Consider the following 16,608-nt stretch of genomic DNA (forward strand, 5'->3'; position numbering starts at 1 on the left):
ATCACCCCTCAGATCCCAAGAGCCCCACCAGATCGACGCCAGCATGCTGCAACATCATTAGATGGGCCAGAGGGTGCAACGGATCTCGGGCTGACTTCTCATGGTAGCCCCGTGCATTGCGCAGCTGTGGGGGTAATTGCCATACCTGACCTGGCCCCCCACTATTGGTGAAATACGCAGTAAGTGCCAGGGGATCACATTGCGAGTCCATCTGCTGAAACCACGCATTGATCGTTTTGATACTTTTGACCGTGCGCATCGCCTCGCCCGAGATGCCCATCGAATCAGTCACCAGCTGAGTTAGCGCACACAGGGTGAGAGCACTCGCGGACTGGGCTAATGCCAGCGACGCCAACTCAATCTCTTTCATCCGCTCGGAAAAATGACCATCGTATCCCCCCATCCAGTGCCCACAATGGGGGCAGAGGCCCTCGTATGGTGGGATCAGTTGTTCCGACAATAATTTGGCAGAAAAACCACAGCCTGCGCAGTGACCAGACAAACCGCATTGATGCCGATAACAATGGAACACTCCTGGTAGTTGATGATCTCGGTGGTAGTAGGGCATACCATGGAGCTCATAATCCTCGGCAATACAGTCTGCGCACCAGCGCCAATATTGGTGTTGTACATTGTGCAGGCCAGTCACCCGTAACCGAAGCTGAGAACGGCCCGCCAGTGCTGATGTCACTATCCTCTGCTCATCCGGAGTCAAAAAAGAAGCTAAATAATTGCCGACAGAGTGATCCTGCCACGCACGTTGAACGTGTCGGGCCCGAAATTGGGTATCGAGGACAGGATCGTCGGGATGACATAAACGATGGGGACGGATTTGTGGGCTGCTCAGCCCCAGCACCTGGGCCGTTGCAGTAAACGTCCCGTGCGTGCTCAGCACATGCATCCGGCCAACTACCGCCCCTAAATGCTCACCAGGTAGCAACTCCAGCCGATGGAGGATCATTTCCACGACCCCTTATCTACAGAGTAACCGAGTTGCCCCAGCAATGAATCCGGGGATAATTGCTCTAAAGTTTTTAGCTTCTTTTCCTCTGTTTTTGGCAGCTTTTTGGTGATTTTAACCTCGCCTTGCAGCAGGATTTCTCCTTCTGCTGAATATGCGTCTCCATCAACAACCTGACTATTTCCCACTGATTCGAGCAGTAACATCGGCGATAAGTCCTCAAATTGGTAGTAATCACCTTTACGCAGAGCACTCAACGCAGGCTGGAGGATTTTAAATTCGCGATTGAAACATAGGTCCAATGCTGCGATCGAGAGATCTTGATCTGTTGGTTTCAGCAGGGTTAGATATGATAGCGTGGCGCGAACTAGACTGGTTGCAATAGCCGGGATACCGGCACTCAAATAATGTATATGTTGGCGTAACACATCCTCTGATGTTTTCTGGTTTTTCAGAAATCTGGTTTGACATATCAGGCGGATAAAACGCAGCCAAAATGAGCTATTTATATCGCAGCTAACCAACTGCATAAATCCATTTTTAGTTGCTCGGCGGGTTAGCGTCATTTCGCTATCAAACAATTTCATCGTGGCCAATGTTCCGACAAACATCAACGGGATCCCCACTCGATTTAATAGTTCCTCTAAAAATTTCATGGTGGTTTTCTCGTTGTTACTGATCACTTCATTCTTGGCAGACCTGGCCAGGTTTTGCGCTTCATCAAGGATCAGCAAACCAACCCCATGGCCGATAAACGATTTTTGCACTACCGAAATCAACTCATTAACAGAGCGGTTCCTATGGGTATGGCTATAACTCTCACCAGTGACAGCGTCGAGTGATTCTAACAAGTTCAGCAAAAGTGCTTTTTGGCCACGGCGATCATGAATTTCAATGTACAGATAGGTCACCTGCACTCGACTCACAATAATTTCGTGACCATGCAGGTCCGTATAGCGATCATGCTCTATCGTTTGTGGTATCTGTTGGCAAATTTGCCTAACCATCGTGCTCTTCCCACGTCCGCTGAGCCCTAGCAATAACAGGCTATACTGAACAGACAACCCAAGACTCAGTACATGAGAGGCTTTCCATGGCTCGGCTTTGTCACGATCAATTGCAGCTAATAGCCGGCGCACATCTGCCCCCACTGGATTGCGTCGAGTATACCCGGCCTCGATCATTCGTCGTATTTGGTCATATAAACGGTACGCCTCATCTGGAGAGGTATACACGTCCGCCAGTTGATCTATGGCAGTGCGGATAAAATATGAATGCAGCGATTCATCCACCCCTGCAAGATCCAGATCACACTGAAAAGGGATCTCACAGTTCGCATAAAATTGTGCCGTTGAGAGCGGCAAGCCAAGCCCCTCGATATAGGGGTTTCCCCGATATTTTGAATTGGGATGTGGGTAATATTGAGGTGCGGCCATGACTATTTCTCCTGAACTGTAAATATTGTCGGATCAGCAAGGTTCTGACTGGGTGTTTTTTTAATATAATTATCTGGCTGACATGTATTTCTTAAATCAGCAGCAATAGCCATTTCCTCATGATGACGTTGCAAGTTCCCTTCGACCTGTTTATGGCTTTTCATTCCTGACTGTATATTTTTTGCAGTGGATTTTTTCAGTCCACGATTAGTTTTTCGAATTACCTCATCACATTCGCGAAAGTCCATTTCTAACACTGCGCGAGCATTGAATCTCTTCTCATCCAACGCAGCCAATTGTTGTTTAACAATATACAGGCGATGCATGACATTTGCCCAAACCTGATTCCGATATGCCTCACTGCGATCTGTCAGCTCAACCTGATAGACCTCATCACTCTCCTCAGTTTTAAACCAAAGATAATTAGTACATGTATCTATGTACCTGACTCTGATTTTGAAACGTCCGAGATTTTTCGCCTGATCCAGCCACTGCATTCGAACAATTTCATTACTGCTATAGTAAAGGCCTCGAAAAAATATCCCCTCAGCACGCACCGTAGCCTCATCCTCTGGCAACAGCGCAAATCGCAGACGGTCTATGGGAACAGGCCTCACCATCACTGAATTTTTCAGACCCCAGTTCCATACATCACGAGGAGTAAAACCAACCCCATCACGTGACATTTCTAGGTTGTGCGAGGTCACGCGCTGACGATGATTATTTGAATAGATAATGATATTAATAAGCCGATACATGAACTGTTCATACGTCAGCAGGGGGCGACGAGATGCGTGCTGATCCTCCTTATGTGGATACTTAACCACCTTGCCTGCCTCGAACGGGATCGCTAGAGTCTGAATAATGTCGAAAGTTTTCTCCACTTGGCCTTTCATATCCCCGCGATGATAGGCATTAAAATTACCGACTGTGATACCAATGAGTCCGCGCAGCAGGCTGCAAATATTGGTATCAGTATTCTCAGAGCCCCGGTCGAACGTTAATTCACGACATGGTAAATTGCAGGGCCAGTCAGCCTCTTCGATCTCCACACCATACTGCCTACAAAACGCTTGCTTACTGCTCATCGCATTGAATAGAGCCTGACTTGCTCCATGCCAACAAGGCGAGTCGAAACCGACATGCAATCCAACAATCATACTGCTCGCGGTATCAACGACAAAATATATAACCGGTCTTCCAGTACTCAGTAGTTCATCGTTACTGTACGGGTAACGGATGTAAACATCGGCAATAGTACTGTCTATTTCATATCGTGACGTTGGCCCCCTCAGGCCCGCACGGGCAAGACCAGGCTTTCCTGCATGGTCACGAGAATAATTAATACTGCCTACTCGTTTTTTCAGGAACGTGAGATTACTGACGAATTTTTTTAGATGATATTTAAATATTCTTGGTGATATTAAATCTTCCCTATGAAGTAACATTTTAATTGGTTCTGCTATGTCACAATCCTCAACACCCTTCGGTAAAACATTGACGCACTCATATTTCAAACAATAGTCAAAGTATAGCTCTGACAACCTCACTTCCGAGCCAGATTTAATAGATTTTGAAAAGCGCTCAATCTGTATAATATCTCGCCGAGTAATGCCACGATATGGTGTACCATATCGCGTAATTGGGCCGCTCTTGGTTGCTCTCTGACCTAAGGGCACTTCTGGCAGTTGAAAGTTGCTGCCACAATTAAAATAGTGTGGGAGCAATGAATTTGGAAATGATCCAAAAATGAAATAACTGTTCAATTGAGCACAAATGTATTTCCTACTTCGACCGGAATTTTCAATCAACGTTTTCAATATACCACTTGCATCACCATATAAATAGCGATGTAACAATTCAGGCTGACTAAGCAGCGGACTAATTACAGCCAGTCTCTCATTGCGAATCTTGATCCATTGAGGTTCTAGCTCACTATCAGAGAAAAACAAAACTTTTGGAAATTGATGTTCAGCCAGAGTCCACTCACCACTTTCAATATTAGACTCGACGTTCTCTATTAATAGATTAATCGGCCGTTTTGGTGGCCCATCCAATAATTCACTTACAGCTAACAACCCCATGTCATAACAAATAGAGACAATCAGAAACTCTGAACCACCATTTGTATTAGTGATCAGTTTCTGGTTAACTCGCATGAACCACCTCGTTGAATGGCACAGGCCTATATAACTCTAAACGTTGTGTAAGATCAACGATTATAACACCATGATAGACTGCATATTGAAATACACATTTCACCTGCACGTCAGAAATATTCAACTCCTTAGCCACCTGCTTGATCAACACTAACAAGGTATTTGAGGGATGGGCAATCAGGTGATGTTTGATACGTCCCAATATAATGAGGTATATGGTCTCAGATACCTGAATATACTCAGGCGTATCAAAACACTCACGTAGGAATTCCAGATTATATATATGTACTTTATTGAAGCTTTTTTCCGTTAACAGCACATGATCAATATTTTGAGTACGCCAATATTCAATGGCAATTTTCTCCTTTGCCCTTGTACGATTAACAACACGGGGGGATGTTATTTCCGGATCCAGCGCATCCGAATATTTGAAGCTATATGGAGCCAATATATGCTTCCCTGCCTCCGTTTTCCGAATAATGACAAAATCCTGAGTCATTGTTTTGGCTGGGATGCGGCCACCATAATTCGCCCGCTCTTTGTAATTACCAGGATGGACAATGTGCAGAGATGCCGCAATTTTGAGCGTTTCATGCAGTGGTAACGGATACTGTTCGAGAATGTCGATAACGGTTGGATCGCGCTCGAAATAGAAAAATGGCGCCCTCTCACCGCGACTCAGCAGATGATGCTCACGTTTGGTCTTGTGACTATACACAATCTGCCCCTGACCATAGGTATGGGACTGCCGCACCGTGACCCAGGGGCGATACCCCGAAGCTTTGATGTCCCGGTTATACCGTGCTGTTTTTGCGATCTCCGCATCGGTGACGATGGGCTGCTGAACCGTTTTTTGCTGCATGACTACTCCTACCAGACCTACATACAACCTAGTAACTGGGCAGGGGGTCGTCAACCGCAACAGTGCACGTAAGGCGTTGTTTTTACTTATTTATTTTTATAAATAATAACTATCGACGCTATCATGGCAAAAATACCACACTCAACTAAATTTCATTTTTTATCTTAAAAAACATATATTTATAAAAAATCACATAAGCATACATAATCACGAATATTTATTTTTATAAATAATAAGTAAATGTTTTTTATTCCTTTTTTGACATAAGAGGACGGCGGATATAGAACATTATTCTGAGGCGATTGGTGATTCCGCTCAGAAAAAATGTCCATTTTGGGCTACAAAAGGCTCCATGCGAAGAGCAATCAATGCATCCATACCAAAAAATTCAGCCCGGCAAGGGTGGCCTGCCGGGCTGTGGGTGACTGACGAGCGGATAACTCACGTCAACAAGCGATTAGACATGCCATCCAGCTTCGCTTTGGTCTTTTCCCAACCGGGCATCACCTGACTCATCAACCGGTAAAACTCAGCCTGTTAGAGCTCGCCAAAGAGCTCAATAACGTCAGCAAAGCCTGCAAGCTCATCGGCTACAGCCGTCAGCAGTTCTACGAAATTCGCCGTAATTACCAGACCTATGGTGCCGAGGGATTGCTCGACAAATTGCCCGGCTGCAAAGGGGTTCATCCCAATCGGGTCGCTCCCGAGATTGAACAGGCCATCCTCGATTACTCCCTCACCAGACCAACCCATGGCCCACTGCGGGTCGCCCAAGAACTGGCTCTGCATGGTATCAACGTCAGTGCCGGTGGAGTGCGTGGCGTGTGGCAACGGCACGACTTGCTCTCCAAACACGACCGCTTGCTGCGCCTTGAGAAAACGCACGTGAGCAGACCATTGAGCTCAATGACGAGCAAATTCGCCTGTTAGAGCGCTTCAGCCCCGAGTTTCGCGAACGTCAGATTGAGGTCCACAACACCGGGGAACTGGTGGCGGTCGATACCTTCTTCGTCGGCGCGCTCAAGGGGGTTGGTAAGGTGTATCTGCAAACAGTGCTGGACTGCTACAGTCGCCACGCCTGGGGGCTCTACACCAGCAAGCTGCCGGTGACCTCGGTCCATGTGCTCAATGAAACGGTACTGCCGTTTTTCGAAGCCCACGAGGCACTGATCTATACCATCTTGTCGGACAACGGGCGTGAGTTCTGTGGACGACCTGACCACCATCCCTACGAGCTGTTCCTGCAACTGGAGGGGATTGAGCACCGGACAACCAAGGTACGCAGGCCGCAGCGCAACGGCTTTATCGAGCTACTGCATCGCACACTGCTGGATGAACACTTCCGTATCAAGGGGAGGACGACCTGGTATGAGTCGGTAGAACAGATGCAGGCAGACCAGGATAGCTACCTGGAGCACTACAACACCCAGCGGTCACATCAAGGCAGGATGATGGAGGGTCAACCCCCCTACAACATGTTCAAGAAGAGTCTGAAATTGATACCGAAGGAAGTGCGCACTAAAATAGCGTAAACAAGACACCGGTTTGAGGCCGGTGTCAGGTGATAACTAGATCTGTACATACCAATAGAGGCTTATGATCTCACATCAAGGACTTATTCGCTCTTTCCCTAACCTTCCCTTAATGTCAGGACACCAGTTGATAATACAAATTATTTTCTACTCAGCATCTTAAATATGTCTAGAGCCTTTGAACAGGTGTGATACAAATAAGGTTCCAAGATGCAAAGCCTTTCGAGCATTGCCTCTATTCTAAAAATTGCATCATCACTGATTGGCAGATATGCTAATTCTGTACACCATTGCCCTATATATTCAGCCCAGTCATTCTTATCCTCAAAGGCAGCTCCTGCGACTAAACCTAATGAAAGATAGTTTTCGGGCTCAGAGTCCACATCAATATAGTCCCGATATAGACGACTTAAAATCACTACCGACGCAGAAAGCTTTCTGCTTCTAGTCAGACAAGAAACTTGCGCTAACCCGTTCAGCACCTGATAGACTGAATCTTTATCGTTTACCGAGGATAACTTATGCTGTGCGCTTTCTAACAGCGAAACTGTATGTTCCAAATATTTTTCATCAATTTTCCAGAAAGGCGCTGAATTCATCAAAACTTTGAACGATGCTAATGAAACATTAGCGCCGACTTGCTTATCAAGCAAATTAAATATTTCTCTCGGCACATCAGCGGGAATAGAGTTACCTTCCAACGGTCCAGGTAAAAACGAATTCATATTGAGTCGAGAACCAGTCATAAGCTCTTCTTGCAGACATTCAGCGATCTCGAATTCACCAACTTCTTGACATACATTATATACCCGTCCATAAATCTCATTAATGAATTGATCTGCTGTCAAGTACGTTGGTAACCATCTTGGCTCCTCTAGTAGATCAATAAAATTTTGACAGTAAAAATAAAGCCCTCTCTGTTGAGCCGCCCATTGCTCTACTTTGTCAAAGGTAACATTTTCTTCCAGTGCAGCTTCAACAATTAAGGCTGACTGGGCAAGTGAAGCGAGACGCCGGTAGAATGGTGGCATACTGCGAAATATCTGAAGTCGCGCCAGTTCACCATCGACGAAAACAGCCATCGAGCAAAAAAGACGTAGATTTTCTAATGTTTTTACAGCCGACACACTCTCAAAAAGAGCTTTAAGAGTCGCATCTAATGAATTTGCGAATTTCAAAATACCGATTTCAAGGCAAGATATCAAAAGTATCGGATGACTGCTTTCAATTGCTCGCTTTGCTATTGACTGATACGAATCTTCGTCAACGAGCCTAGTTGAAATGACTTTTGATATTGACTTATGCATACAAAGCAATAAATTATTTTCAGTTACTCCACCTTCTATTCTACCTTCGAGGTACTGCTTGAGTTCATTATTACAGAACTCCTCAATGTTTTTACTCCCGCTGTACTTACCCACAAGCCGTTCATAATAACGGGTTTCATTTGGGACCAGTGCTGAAACACTATTTGATGGTCCTTGAAACTCATTCTTTAACACACCTTTAATGTGGGCTGGTGATAAATCCAAATCAAGCAACAAGTCAGATACATCATCATCACTTACTGCCTCCATTGAGAGAACTGCTCTCCAGTACTCAAACTCCTCTTTCGAAAGGCAACTCTTCTTCGCTACTGTCTCAAATATACTTAACCGTCTGTCGATATCTCCCAAAAGCGGCCAAAAACTATTATTAAGTATCTGCACATCACCTTTGGTTAAAGAAAATGCTGAACTTTCTTCTGGAATATTTCGTAGAAACCAAACATTGCGATTAATATCCTCTAAGGAGGACTCTTCCTCGACATTGTCAAAAGTACTGCGAATAGCTTTAAAGAGAGCGGTTCTGGAAAATGCGACTTCTTTATCACCAAAACTAATCGTGACATCTGTTACTAGCTCTAGTTCTTCCAACAACTTACTATCAGATAATAGTTCCTCTCTCACCAAACTGGGGAATAAATTGAGAGTGTGCGAAACCATATAAGCTCGCACTGAATATGAGTTAGTCATAAACCTCTTCCTCCAGTATCGATTTCTGAGCGATACTTTTAACCTCCGACTTCATCGAATCAATTACAGTCTTAAAGCTCCACGGGTCATTATCCTTTAGCGGCCCCAAAACAAACTCATCCAACCATGCTTTGTAGCCTTTCTTTTGCTCGTCTGATAAAGACTCCGGCGGAATCAACACTGAATTCACTTTAATAACCTCGCCTAAATAGGCCATACCTTCATCCCCTCTTATTTTATGAGCTTGGGCCCACTCCCTATAACCCATAAGCTCATATAGCCAGCAGGAGCTAGCGCGACTTAGTTCAGGTGAGATATCGGCGGTCCACTGAGTTTTTATTGCTTTTGCAATAGTCTTCATCGTCTCATGTAGCCACTGGGCATCTCTTGGGAGCTGAACCAGACCACTAATCCTGATCAAAAACAGATTTTCTCTTATCATTCTTAGCTGTTTAGTTGGTTTAAACTCACCATCAGACATAACGGAGTGATTTAGGTGATATTCAAGCTCTTCACTGGAAATGCTAACAATCTCTAACCCAAACTCCCGAAGTAATGTTCTGAATTCAAGCTTCTGAGCTTTAGAAATAAGTCCTTTATGGTGTAGCGTCTCGATAAAGTCTAATGATGTATAGATTGGTACTGTTCTTTCATCAAATGCAATATTTCGATGCTTATTCATAAATCGATCATCTATCAAAGCTGCATCGCATATTTTTAGCGCCTCAAAAAGCTCTTCTGTTGGCTTGGCATAATTGTTCTCAGAAGCAGCTACTTGGTCTTTTTTTAAAGGTATTTCAGCGAGTGTAACTTTCCCAGATGTAAGCCCATTAAAAAACAACTTTCTTATACTTTCTATTTTCGAATCTGCCTGCTCGACAACTGAACCGTAGTTTATCAGCGTTCTATATCTATCGCGCTCGCCCTTAAATACATACACTTCGAATCCGGCTTCGCTAAGTCTATCAAGCATATCAACGGTAATCAGGTAGGTAATTGACAGTGAATCGAGAAATAATCGTGCTCCACTGACCACTTCAAGATCGACAGGCCATTCTTTTTCGTGCTGGCTAAGATAATTTAAGGCTTTAACACACTGAAATTCAGTGATTACGGCTAGATCTTTGAGTTTTTTTATTAATTGGGAACATGAAGTCAGACTGTGATGAAATAAAGAAAGGTCAGCTTCCACCTCTCTAAAGGTGCCTCCTGCCTTATATACAGGGTAGGAACACACGACCACAGATTGCGACTCATTCGCAGGATTCTCACGCACCTCTTCTAGCATAAACGCAAGCTCTTCACCTACATCTAGTGCCAGCTCAGGATTATTAATTTTCTTAGGATGAAAAACGGAAATTTTGCCATCAGTAACAAGCCGCTCAAAATACTTTGCCTTTTCAATTTGGCTCGGCTGATGAAAAGCAACTTTCTGCTTCTCTTCAAAAAGCCATCGCATAAAAGAATGCGGGATAACTATTTTTTCAAAACAATCAAACAGATGGGTTAATATACCAATATTTTCCATCACCAAAGCACTGGAAGCATCGACTACAATTGTATTACCAACAATGACCTGATCCAACCTTACACCATGAAATAGCGGAATTACATTTTTCCGCCTTATATCTTTAGCCTTTTTATTTTCAAATGGCTGGATCAGATAAAAATCAGACATTGTCTTATTCAATAGTTCCGCCACTGTAAAAATGGGTGCATCGCCATCTAAATAGGCTTTATAGACCCTCTCATTTTTCTCTCTAGCCTCGGACACCATCTCCCTTACATCTTCGAATGAAGCCCTTCGCAATGGACCGTTGTCATTAGAGAGATCTATTGCCTTATTGAGCCATGCTGATGTTTCTTGATTGTCCTCCATGCCCATTGTTGTAGCGATGAAGTATGATGATGCTAGCACTTGAGGATCATCCATATATTTTCCTGTACAGAAATCTAAAATTTGCCTTGCTCTCCGTGGAGAAATTGCTTTAGCTAACTGGGCAGCTTGTAAAAGGTCATTGGCCTTTAACTCATCCCGATTATTCCAGCAATCTTCCACAAAAATGCTAAGAGACTCCCAGTCACCACCAAAAATAGATAGATTGATCTCAAGAGTTTTAAGATCAGTCTGTTGCGACTTATACTGCTTCAATCGAACAATCTGTTCATGAGCACCGATTAAGTCTCCTTTTCTAAAAAGAGACCAAGCCCAATGGGCTTGCAGCCTCTCGCTTCTTTTTACAAGATCTATCTTATCTAATAAAAACTGATGAAGTTCAGCAAACCGCCCCAATAAACAGGCCGCATTACAGACTCTGATAGCATCAGTTTCCTGGCCTGTACGGTAAAAAAGATCTCGGCAGTATGAGTAGTATTTACTACCTCGATTTGTCCTTTCTAACAAATTAACCAAATGAGCAAGATCACTTGTATCTTCACTTTGTTGATATTGACTTATAGCTAATGCAACTGGGTCAGCCCCCTTAACTGATTCGATGATATTTTGCAATTTTCTGACATCAGCATCTGACGCTCCAGAATTCCCGACCTTCTGTAAAAGCTGTTGTGCATCATCGACCAACCCTGACTTCGCTAATGCCTCTATCTCTAGCATACTAATTGCAATGGAATTAACGGCGGCTTCCATTTGAGTTCTGTGGCGGTTAATATAATCCACTGCTGCCGATATTGGCTTTTGTACCTGTGCCAATACAAATCTGGCTAAACCAAGAGTTGCATCATTCTCTGGACTTAGTGCTGTTTGTCTATTTACTTCCTTTTCTATCGCATCAAAATCGATTTCAATTCCAAAAGCAAATGCCAATGACAAATTCTCAAGTGTTTTCTGAGTGTAACTAACAAAGTAGCTCTCAAGTTCTGAAATTGCTTGTTCGTGTGTTTCACTGTTTCTAAGCTGTAACCACAGCACATATTTATCTGATACATTAGCGACATCTTCAGCACCGAGGTGCCTTGCCTGACCTGAACAATATTTGAATAGTTCGACAGCTCTATTTCTAAGCGCTGTCGATTCAGAATCATCTGCAAGTGGAAACTTATCTGCTGCTAAAGGAATAAAAGCCAACACGCTCTCGCGGAGTTCAACAGCCTTAATTGCATTTACCAAGAATGCAAACGCAGAAATCTGCGCCAGTGCTGGTGAAATATAAAATGATGCGTCGCCTATCGTCTGCGCCGAATCTAAAGCCTTTTCCCATTGATGCTCTATCAACAATGTAGAAACCAAAAAGACTTTGCCATCATTGTCTAAATCTTGAGAGCTTAATCCTGCACTTTCTAACCAGAGCAAAGCAGCGTCGTTTCCTTCTACTATTTTTTTAATCATAAAAAAGGCAGAATAATTTGAAGCCCCCCCTGCAAGCAAACCAGACGCCGCATCTACTCTGTTCAATTCAATAGCATCGATAAAGGCCTGTGCTATCGCAGCCTCCTCCGTTTGACACAATTTTTTAGAACATGATAGCCATTTTTTCGCTAGCTGAGCCCTTTCTCCTACACATAAGTATCTTGCAATTAGCGCTAGCGCCCTAGCTTTTACTTGAGGGGTGCCGCCGGACAGCTCTCCATCAATAATGCTTTCTGCTAAAGCAATCGATTTCTCTTCCTTAGGAAAAGAACCGAAAAATCTCAGCAAGGTAATTTCGTGGGCAAGTTTTTCTATTCTTTCGTCTTGAAGATGCTGAGCGGTAAATCCGGCCCCCCTCATCTGATCAACTATCAAATCCGCTGTTTGTTTTGGATGATTTTTAACGGTATCCAGTAGCTTTTTTTCACTTTCCTGGCGCATTGATTTAATTTGAAGCCACACTTCAATAAAATAAATAAAAATACTTAGACCAATTAACACCCACCCGGTTATAAACATTGGAGTTGATATTGGTCCACTATATTCTGGGAAGAATTTTTGGTTACTCAAAAGCCAATTTAAAATATCTAGCCATAAAGGAGTGTTGAGAATGCCTACTCCTGCCAACAACAACGGTACACTTAGTGCTTTCGCTAATGAAGGTCTATATAGTGCAACTAAAAATTTTATGTTTTTTCGCACAACATCCCAATCAATATTCATGTTGTTCTAAACCCTCTCTGAAGGTGGAGTTTCCTTATCAAATGGCTTGGATATCTGCGCCGTTTCGGTATTGGTTGGTAGCGTCACCTCTTTTGGTGGGCTCTTCTCTTATCAACTCGGTCATCTGTATGCCCATCTACCGCACAGAGAAGTAATCTCGTAGAGCTCATGTTCCATGGCGCCATCGCAGATGGTTATTCCACTGCTGCATGTAGTGAATTCGCAGCGTGGTGTCGAGTGGATAGGAACGGCTGCCGTTGTCAGCTTTCGGGTAGACCGGTTCAATGACACTGAGCATTCTGGCCCATGGGAGCAAAGCGTCCATGCGGGCTAGGAATGTCTCTTTGCGGGTTTTGCGGCGTTTACCATTGAACTTGCTATCCGCGAAAGTAAACTGTTGGACCATGCTGAACCTCATCCCTGATACCAAGTGAGACTGATAGTCTCACACCAGAGTCTTGTTCGCACCTTCCCCAACACGGCTGAAAGATCAAAATGCGATCATTTTTATAATTTAATGACTCTCAGTCCACGGAATAATAAAAAGGCCCTGCTGTTGCAGGGCCTTTGAGTTTCCAACTTGAATGTCACGGTTTCCAACTTAAATGGCCGTGATCAAAACGCCACTTACTTGGCGTAATCCTCGGTCGGGATACAGGCACAGAACAGGTTGCGATCGCCGTAGACGTCATCGATGCGGTTGACCGACGGCCACAACTTGGCGGCACGCACGGCGTCGGACGGGAAGACCGCCTCGGCGCGGCTGTAGTCACGGGACCACTCTGCATCCATCACGTCATCTTGGGTGTGCGGCGCATGGACCAGCGGGTTGTCGGCGAGGCTCCACTGCCCCTCCTGCACCTTGGCAATCTCGGCGCGGATGGACGTCATCGCCTCGACGAAGCGATCCAGTTCGCGCTTGGATTCCGACTCGGTCGGCTCGACCATCAGGGTGCCCGCTACCGGGAAGCTCATGGTCGGTGCGTGGAAGCCGTAGTCCATCAGCCGCTTGGCCACGTCCATCTCGCTGATGCCGGAAGCCTCCTTGAGCGGGCGGATATCCAGGATGCACTCGTGGGCCACCCGACCGTTTCGGCCGGAATAGAGCACCGGGAAGGAGTCACCCAGCTTCTTGGCCAGATAGTTGGCGTTGAGGATGGCCACCTGAGTGGATCTCTTCAGCCCCTCGTCACCCAGCATGGCGATATACATCCAGCTGATGGGCAGGATGCTGGCCGAGCCGAACGGTGCCGCCGACACGGCGCCATTGTCACGGCTCTCCTTGTCGGTCTTGACCACGGCGTGGCCAGCCACGAACGGTGCCAGATGCTTCTTCACGCCGATGGGGCCCATGCCCGGGCCGCCACCACCGTGAGGAATGGCGAAGGTCTTGTGCAAGTTGAGGTGAGAGACGTCCGCCCCGATAAAGCCCGGTGCAGTCAACCCGACTTGCGCGTTCATATTGGCGCCGTCCAGATAGACCTGGCCACCGTGCTGGTGAACGATGTCGCACACCTCCTTGATGGTCTCCTCATACACCCCGTGGGTGGAGGGGTAGGTCACCATCAGACAGGAGAGCTGCTCCCCTGCCTCGGCCGCCTTGGCCCGCAGGTCGTCGAGATCCACGTTGCCGGATTTGTCACAGGCGGTGACGATCACCTTGAGTCCTGCCATCTGGGCAGAGGCCGGGTTGGTACCGTGGGCAGAAGCCGGAATAAGGCAGATATCGCGATGCCCCTCGCCACGGGATTCATGGTACTTCTTGATGGCCAAGAGACCTGCGTACTCCCCCTGCGCACCTGAGTTGGGCTGCATGCAGACCGCATCGTAACCGGTCACTTTCACCAGCCAGTTTTCGAGGTCGGCCAACAGCAGTTGGTAGCCCTTGGCCTGTGCCAGCGGGGCGAATGGGTGCAACTTGCCGAACTCGGGCCAGGTCACCGGGATCATCTCGGCGGTGGCGTTGAGCTTCATGGTGCAGGAGCCGAGTGAAATCATGGCGTAGTTGAGCGCCAGATCCTTGGCTTCGAGACGGTGAATATAACGCAGCATCTCGGTTTCGGAGTGGTACTTGTTGAACACCTCGTGGGTCAGCACGGCATCGGTGCGCAGCAGATCCTGCGGAATGGCGTGATGAGCCTGGGCCGCCTTGTCGAGGGCCTCGATATCGAGCCCATGGCCTTGGCCGAGGAAGAGATCAAACAGTTCGGCTACATCGCCACGGGTGGTGGTTTCCGAAAGCGACACCCCTACCGCACTGTCCAGATCCGCACGCAGGTTGATGCCGAGCCCTTCGGCCTTGGCAATGAGTGCTGCTTTATCTGCCGTCAGCACGGTCAGGGTATCGAACCAGCTGGCGTGCTTGAGGGCAACACCCTTGGCCTTGAGGCCGAGCGCCAGAATGGTGGTGAGACGGTGCACGCGGGAGGCGATGGTTTTCAGCCCCACCGGGCCGTGGTAGACGGCGTAGAAGCTCGCCATGTTGGCCAGCAGCACCTGTGCGGTACAGATGTTGGAGTTGGCCTTCTCGCGGCGGATATGCTGCTCGCGGGTCTGCATCGCCATGCGCAGGGCACTCTTGCCACGGGCATCCTTGGAGACACCGATGATGCGACCCGGCATGGAGCGCTTGTAGGCATCGCGGGTGGCGAAGAAGGCGGCGTGGGGGCCACCATAACCCATGGGCACGCCAAAGCGCTGGGCGGAGCCTAACACCACGTCGGCACCCAGCTCGCCCGGGGATTTGAGCAGCAGCAGGGAGAGCAGATCGGCGCTGACGCAGGCCAGCCCTTTCTGGGCCTGTACCGCGGCGATGAGGGCGCGCAGATCTTTCACTTCACCGGTGGTGGTGGGGTACTGGAACAGGGCACCAAACACCTCTTCGCTCACCGCATCGCTGGCGGCGCCAACCGCCACGTCGAAACCAAAGTGAACCGCGCGCTCCTTGACCACGTCGATCACCTGCGGGTGCACGTCATCGGCCACGAAGAAGAGGTTGGACTTGGACTTGGCCATCCGCTTGGCCAGCGCCATCGCCTCGGCGGCGGCGGTCGCTTCATCCAGCAGGGAGGCACTTGCCAGATCCATGCCGGTGAGATCCAGTGTCAGCTGCTGGAAGTTGAGCAGGGCTTCGAGACGGCCCTGCGCCAGCTCGGGCTGGTACGGGGTGTAAGCGGTATACCAGCCCGGGTTTTCCAGCACGTTGCGCAAAATGACGTGGGGCACATGGGTATCGTGATAACCCATGCCGATATAGCTCTTGGCAATCTTGTTCTGGGCGGCATAGCCCTTGAGCTTGGCCAGCGCCTCCACTTCGGTCATGCCGGCACCGATGCCGAGCGGGCCCGGCAGGCGAATGGCGGCAGGCACGGTCTGTTCAATCAAATCGTCCAGGCTTTCGGCCCCGACGGTCGCCAGCAGCTGGCGCAGCTCTTCCTCGCCCGGGCCGATATGGCGGCGGACAAAATCGGTTTTTTGCTCGAGTTCAAACAGTGACTGGGTCATTTCCCTATTTCCTGATAAATAAGTCCTGGCATGACATCCTGATAACCAA

General features: G+C 47.2%; 7 protein-coding genes and 2 pseudogenes. 1 reads left to right on the forward strand and 8 read right to left on the reverse strand.

Annotation, left to right across the window (positions count from 1 at the left end):
* Window position 1: 1 nt before the first annotated feature.
* From OKC43_RS02005 to OKC43_RS02020, 4 genes are read right to left on the reverse strand one after another with little or no spacing between them, the layout of a single operon-like run.
* Entirely contained in the window at window positions 2–961 is a 960-nt protein-coding gene (locus OKC43_RS02005; RefSeq protein WP_077097819.1) for a TniQ family protein, read from the reverse strand.
* On the reverse strand, window positions 958–2,397 hold the full coding sequence (locus OKC43_RS02010) for an AAA family ATPase (protein ID WP_130632594.1): 1,440 nt from the start codon (window positions 2,395–2,397) through the stop codon (window positions 958–960). The genes OKC43_RS02005 and OKC43_RS02010 overlap by 4 nt, the downstream gene beginning before the upstream one ends.
* Before the next feature lie 2 nt (window positions 2,398–2,399).
* On the reverse strand, window positions 2,400–4,556 hold the full coding sequence (locus OKC43_RS02015) for a transposase (RefSeq protein ID WP_130632595.1): 2,157 nt from the start codon (window positions 4,554–4,556) through the stop codon (window positions 2,400–2,402).
* On the reverse strand, window positions 4,546–5,418 hold the full coding sequence (locus OKC43_RS02020) for a TnsA endonuclease N-terminal domain-containing protein (protein WP_017784504.1): 873 nt from the start codon (window positions 5,416–5,418) through the stop codon (window positions 4,546–4,548). Before OKC43_RS02020 ends, OKC43_RS02015 begins: the two co-directional genes overlap by 11 nt.
* Before the next feature lie 507 nt (window positions 5,419–5,925).
* Between OKC43_RS02020 and OKC43_RS02025 the strand changes: the two are divergent.
* Window positions 5,926–6,950, forward strand: a pseudogene (locus tag OKC43_RS02025) (IS481 family transposase).
* Between the two features lie 140 nt (window positions 6,951–7,090).
* Here OKC43_RS02025 and OKC43_RS02030 read toward each other — a convergent pair.
* The 4 genes and pseudogenes from OKC43_RS02030 to gcvP all read right to left on the reverse strand — a co-directional run bounded on the left by OKC43_RS02030 (window position 7,091) and on the right by gcvP (window position 16,559).
* Window positions 7,091–8,965, reverse strand: a complete 1,875-nt coding sequence (locus OKC43_RS02030) for a hypothetical protein (RefSeq protein WP_130632596.1) — start codon at window positions 8,963–8,965, stop codon at window positions 7,091–7,093.
* Entirely contained in the window at window positions 8,958–13,055 is a 4,098-nt protein-coding gene (locus tag OKC43_RS02035; protein WP_130632597.1) for an HTH domain-containing protein, read from the reverse strand. The genes OKC43_RS02030 and OKC43_RS02035 overlap by 8 nt, the downstream gene beginning before the upstream one ends.
* Before the next feature lie 144 nt (window positions 13,056–13,199).
* Window positions 13,200–13,461 (reverse strand): annotated as a pseudogene (locus tag OKC43_RS02040) (IS5/IS1182 family transposase); the annotation flags it as partial.
* 221 nt (window positions 13,462–13,682) lie between these two features.
* Window positions 13,683–16,559 carry an aminomethyl-transferring glycine dehydrogenase gene (gcvP, locus tag OKC43_RS02045; RefSeq protein WP_270803774.1) on the reverse strand — a complete coding sequence of 959 codons (2,877 nt, stop codon included), beginning with the start codon at window positions 16,557–16,559 and terminating at the stop codon, window positions 13,683–13,685.
* Between the last annotated feature and the right edge of the window lie 49 nt (window positions 16,560–16,608).

The organism is Aeromonas sp. Y289-2 (genome assembly GCF_027705925.1).
Taxonomy (GTDB): Bacteria; Pseudomonadota; Gammaproteobacteria; order Enterobacterales; family Aeromonadaceae; genus Aeromonas; species Aeromonas veronii.

Excerpts from the sequence above, each read along its gene's own strand:
- OKC43_RS02005 (WP_077097819.1), bottom strand. The coding sequence starts at position 961 with ATGATCCTCCATCGGCTGGAGTTGCTACCTGGTGAGCATTTAGGGGCG.
- OKC43_RS02010 (WP_130632594.1), bottom strand. The coding sequence starts at position 2,397 with ATGGCCGCACCTCAATATTACCCACATCCCAATTCAAAATATCGGGGA.
- OKC43_RS02015 (WP_130632595.1), bottom strand. The coding sequence starts at position 4,556 with ATGCGAGTTAACCAGAAACTGATCACTAATACAAATGGTGGTTCAGAG.
- OKC43_RS02020 (WP_017784504.1), bottom strand. The coding sequence starts at position 5,418 with ATGCAGCAAAAAACGGTTCAGCAGCCCATCGTCACCGATGCGGAGATC.
- OKC43_RS02030 (WP_130632596.1), bottom strand. The coding sequence starts at position 8,965 with ATGACTAACTCATATTCAGTGCGAGCTTATATGGTTTCGCACACTCTC.
- OKC43_RS02035 (WP_130632597.1), bottom strand. The coding sequence starts at position 13,055 with ATGAATATTGATTGGGATGTTGTGCGAAAAAACATAAAATTTTTAGTT.
- gcvP (WP_270803774.1), bottom strand. The coding sequence starts at position 16,559 with ATGACCCAGTCACTGTTTGAACTCGAGCAAAAAACCGATTTTGTCCGC.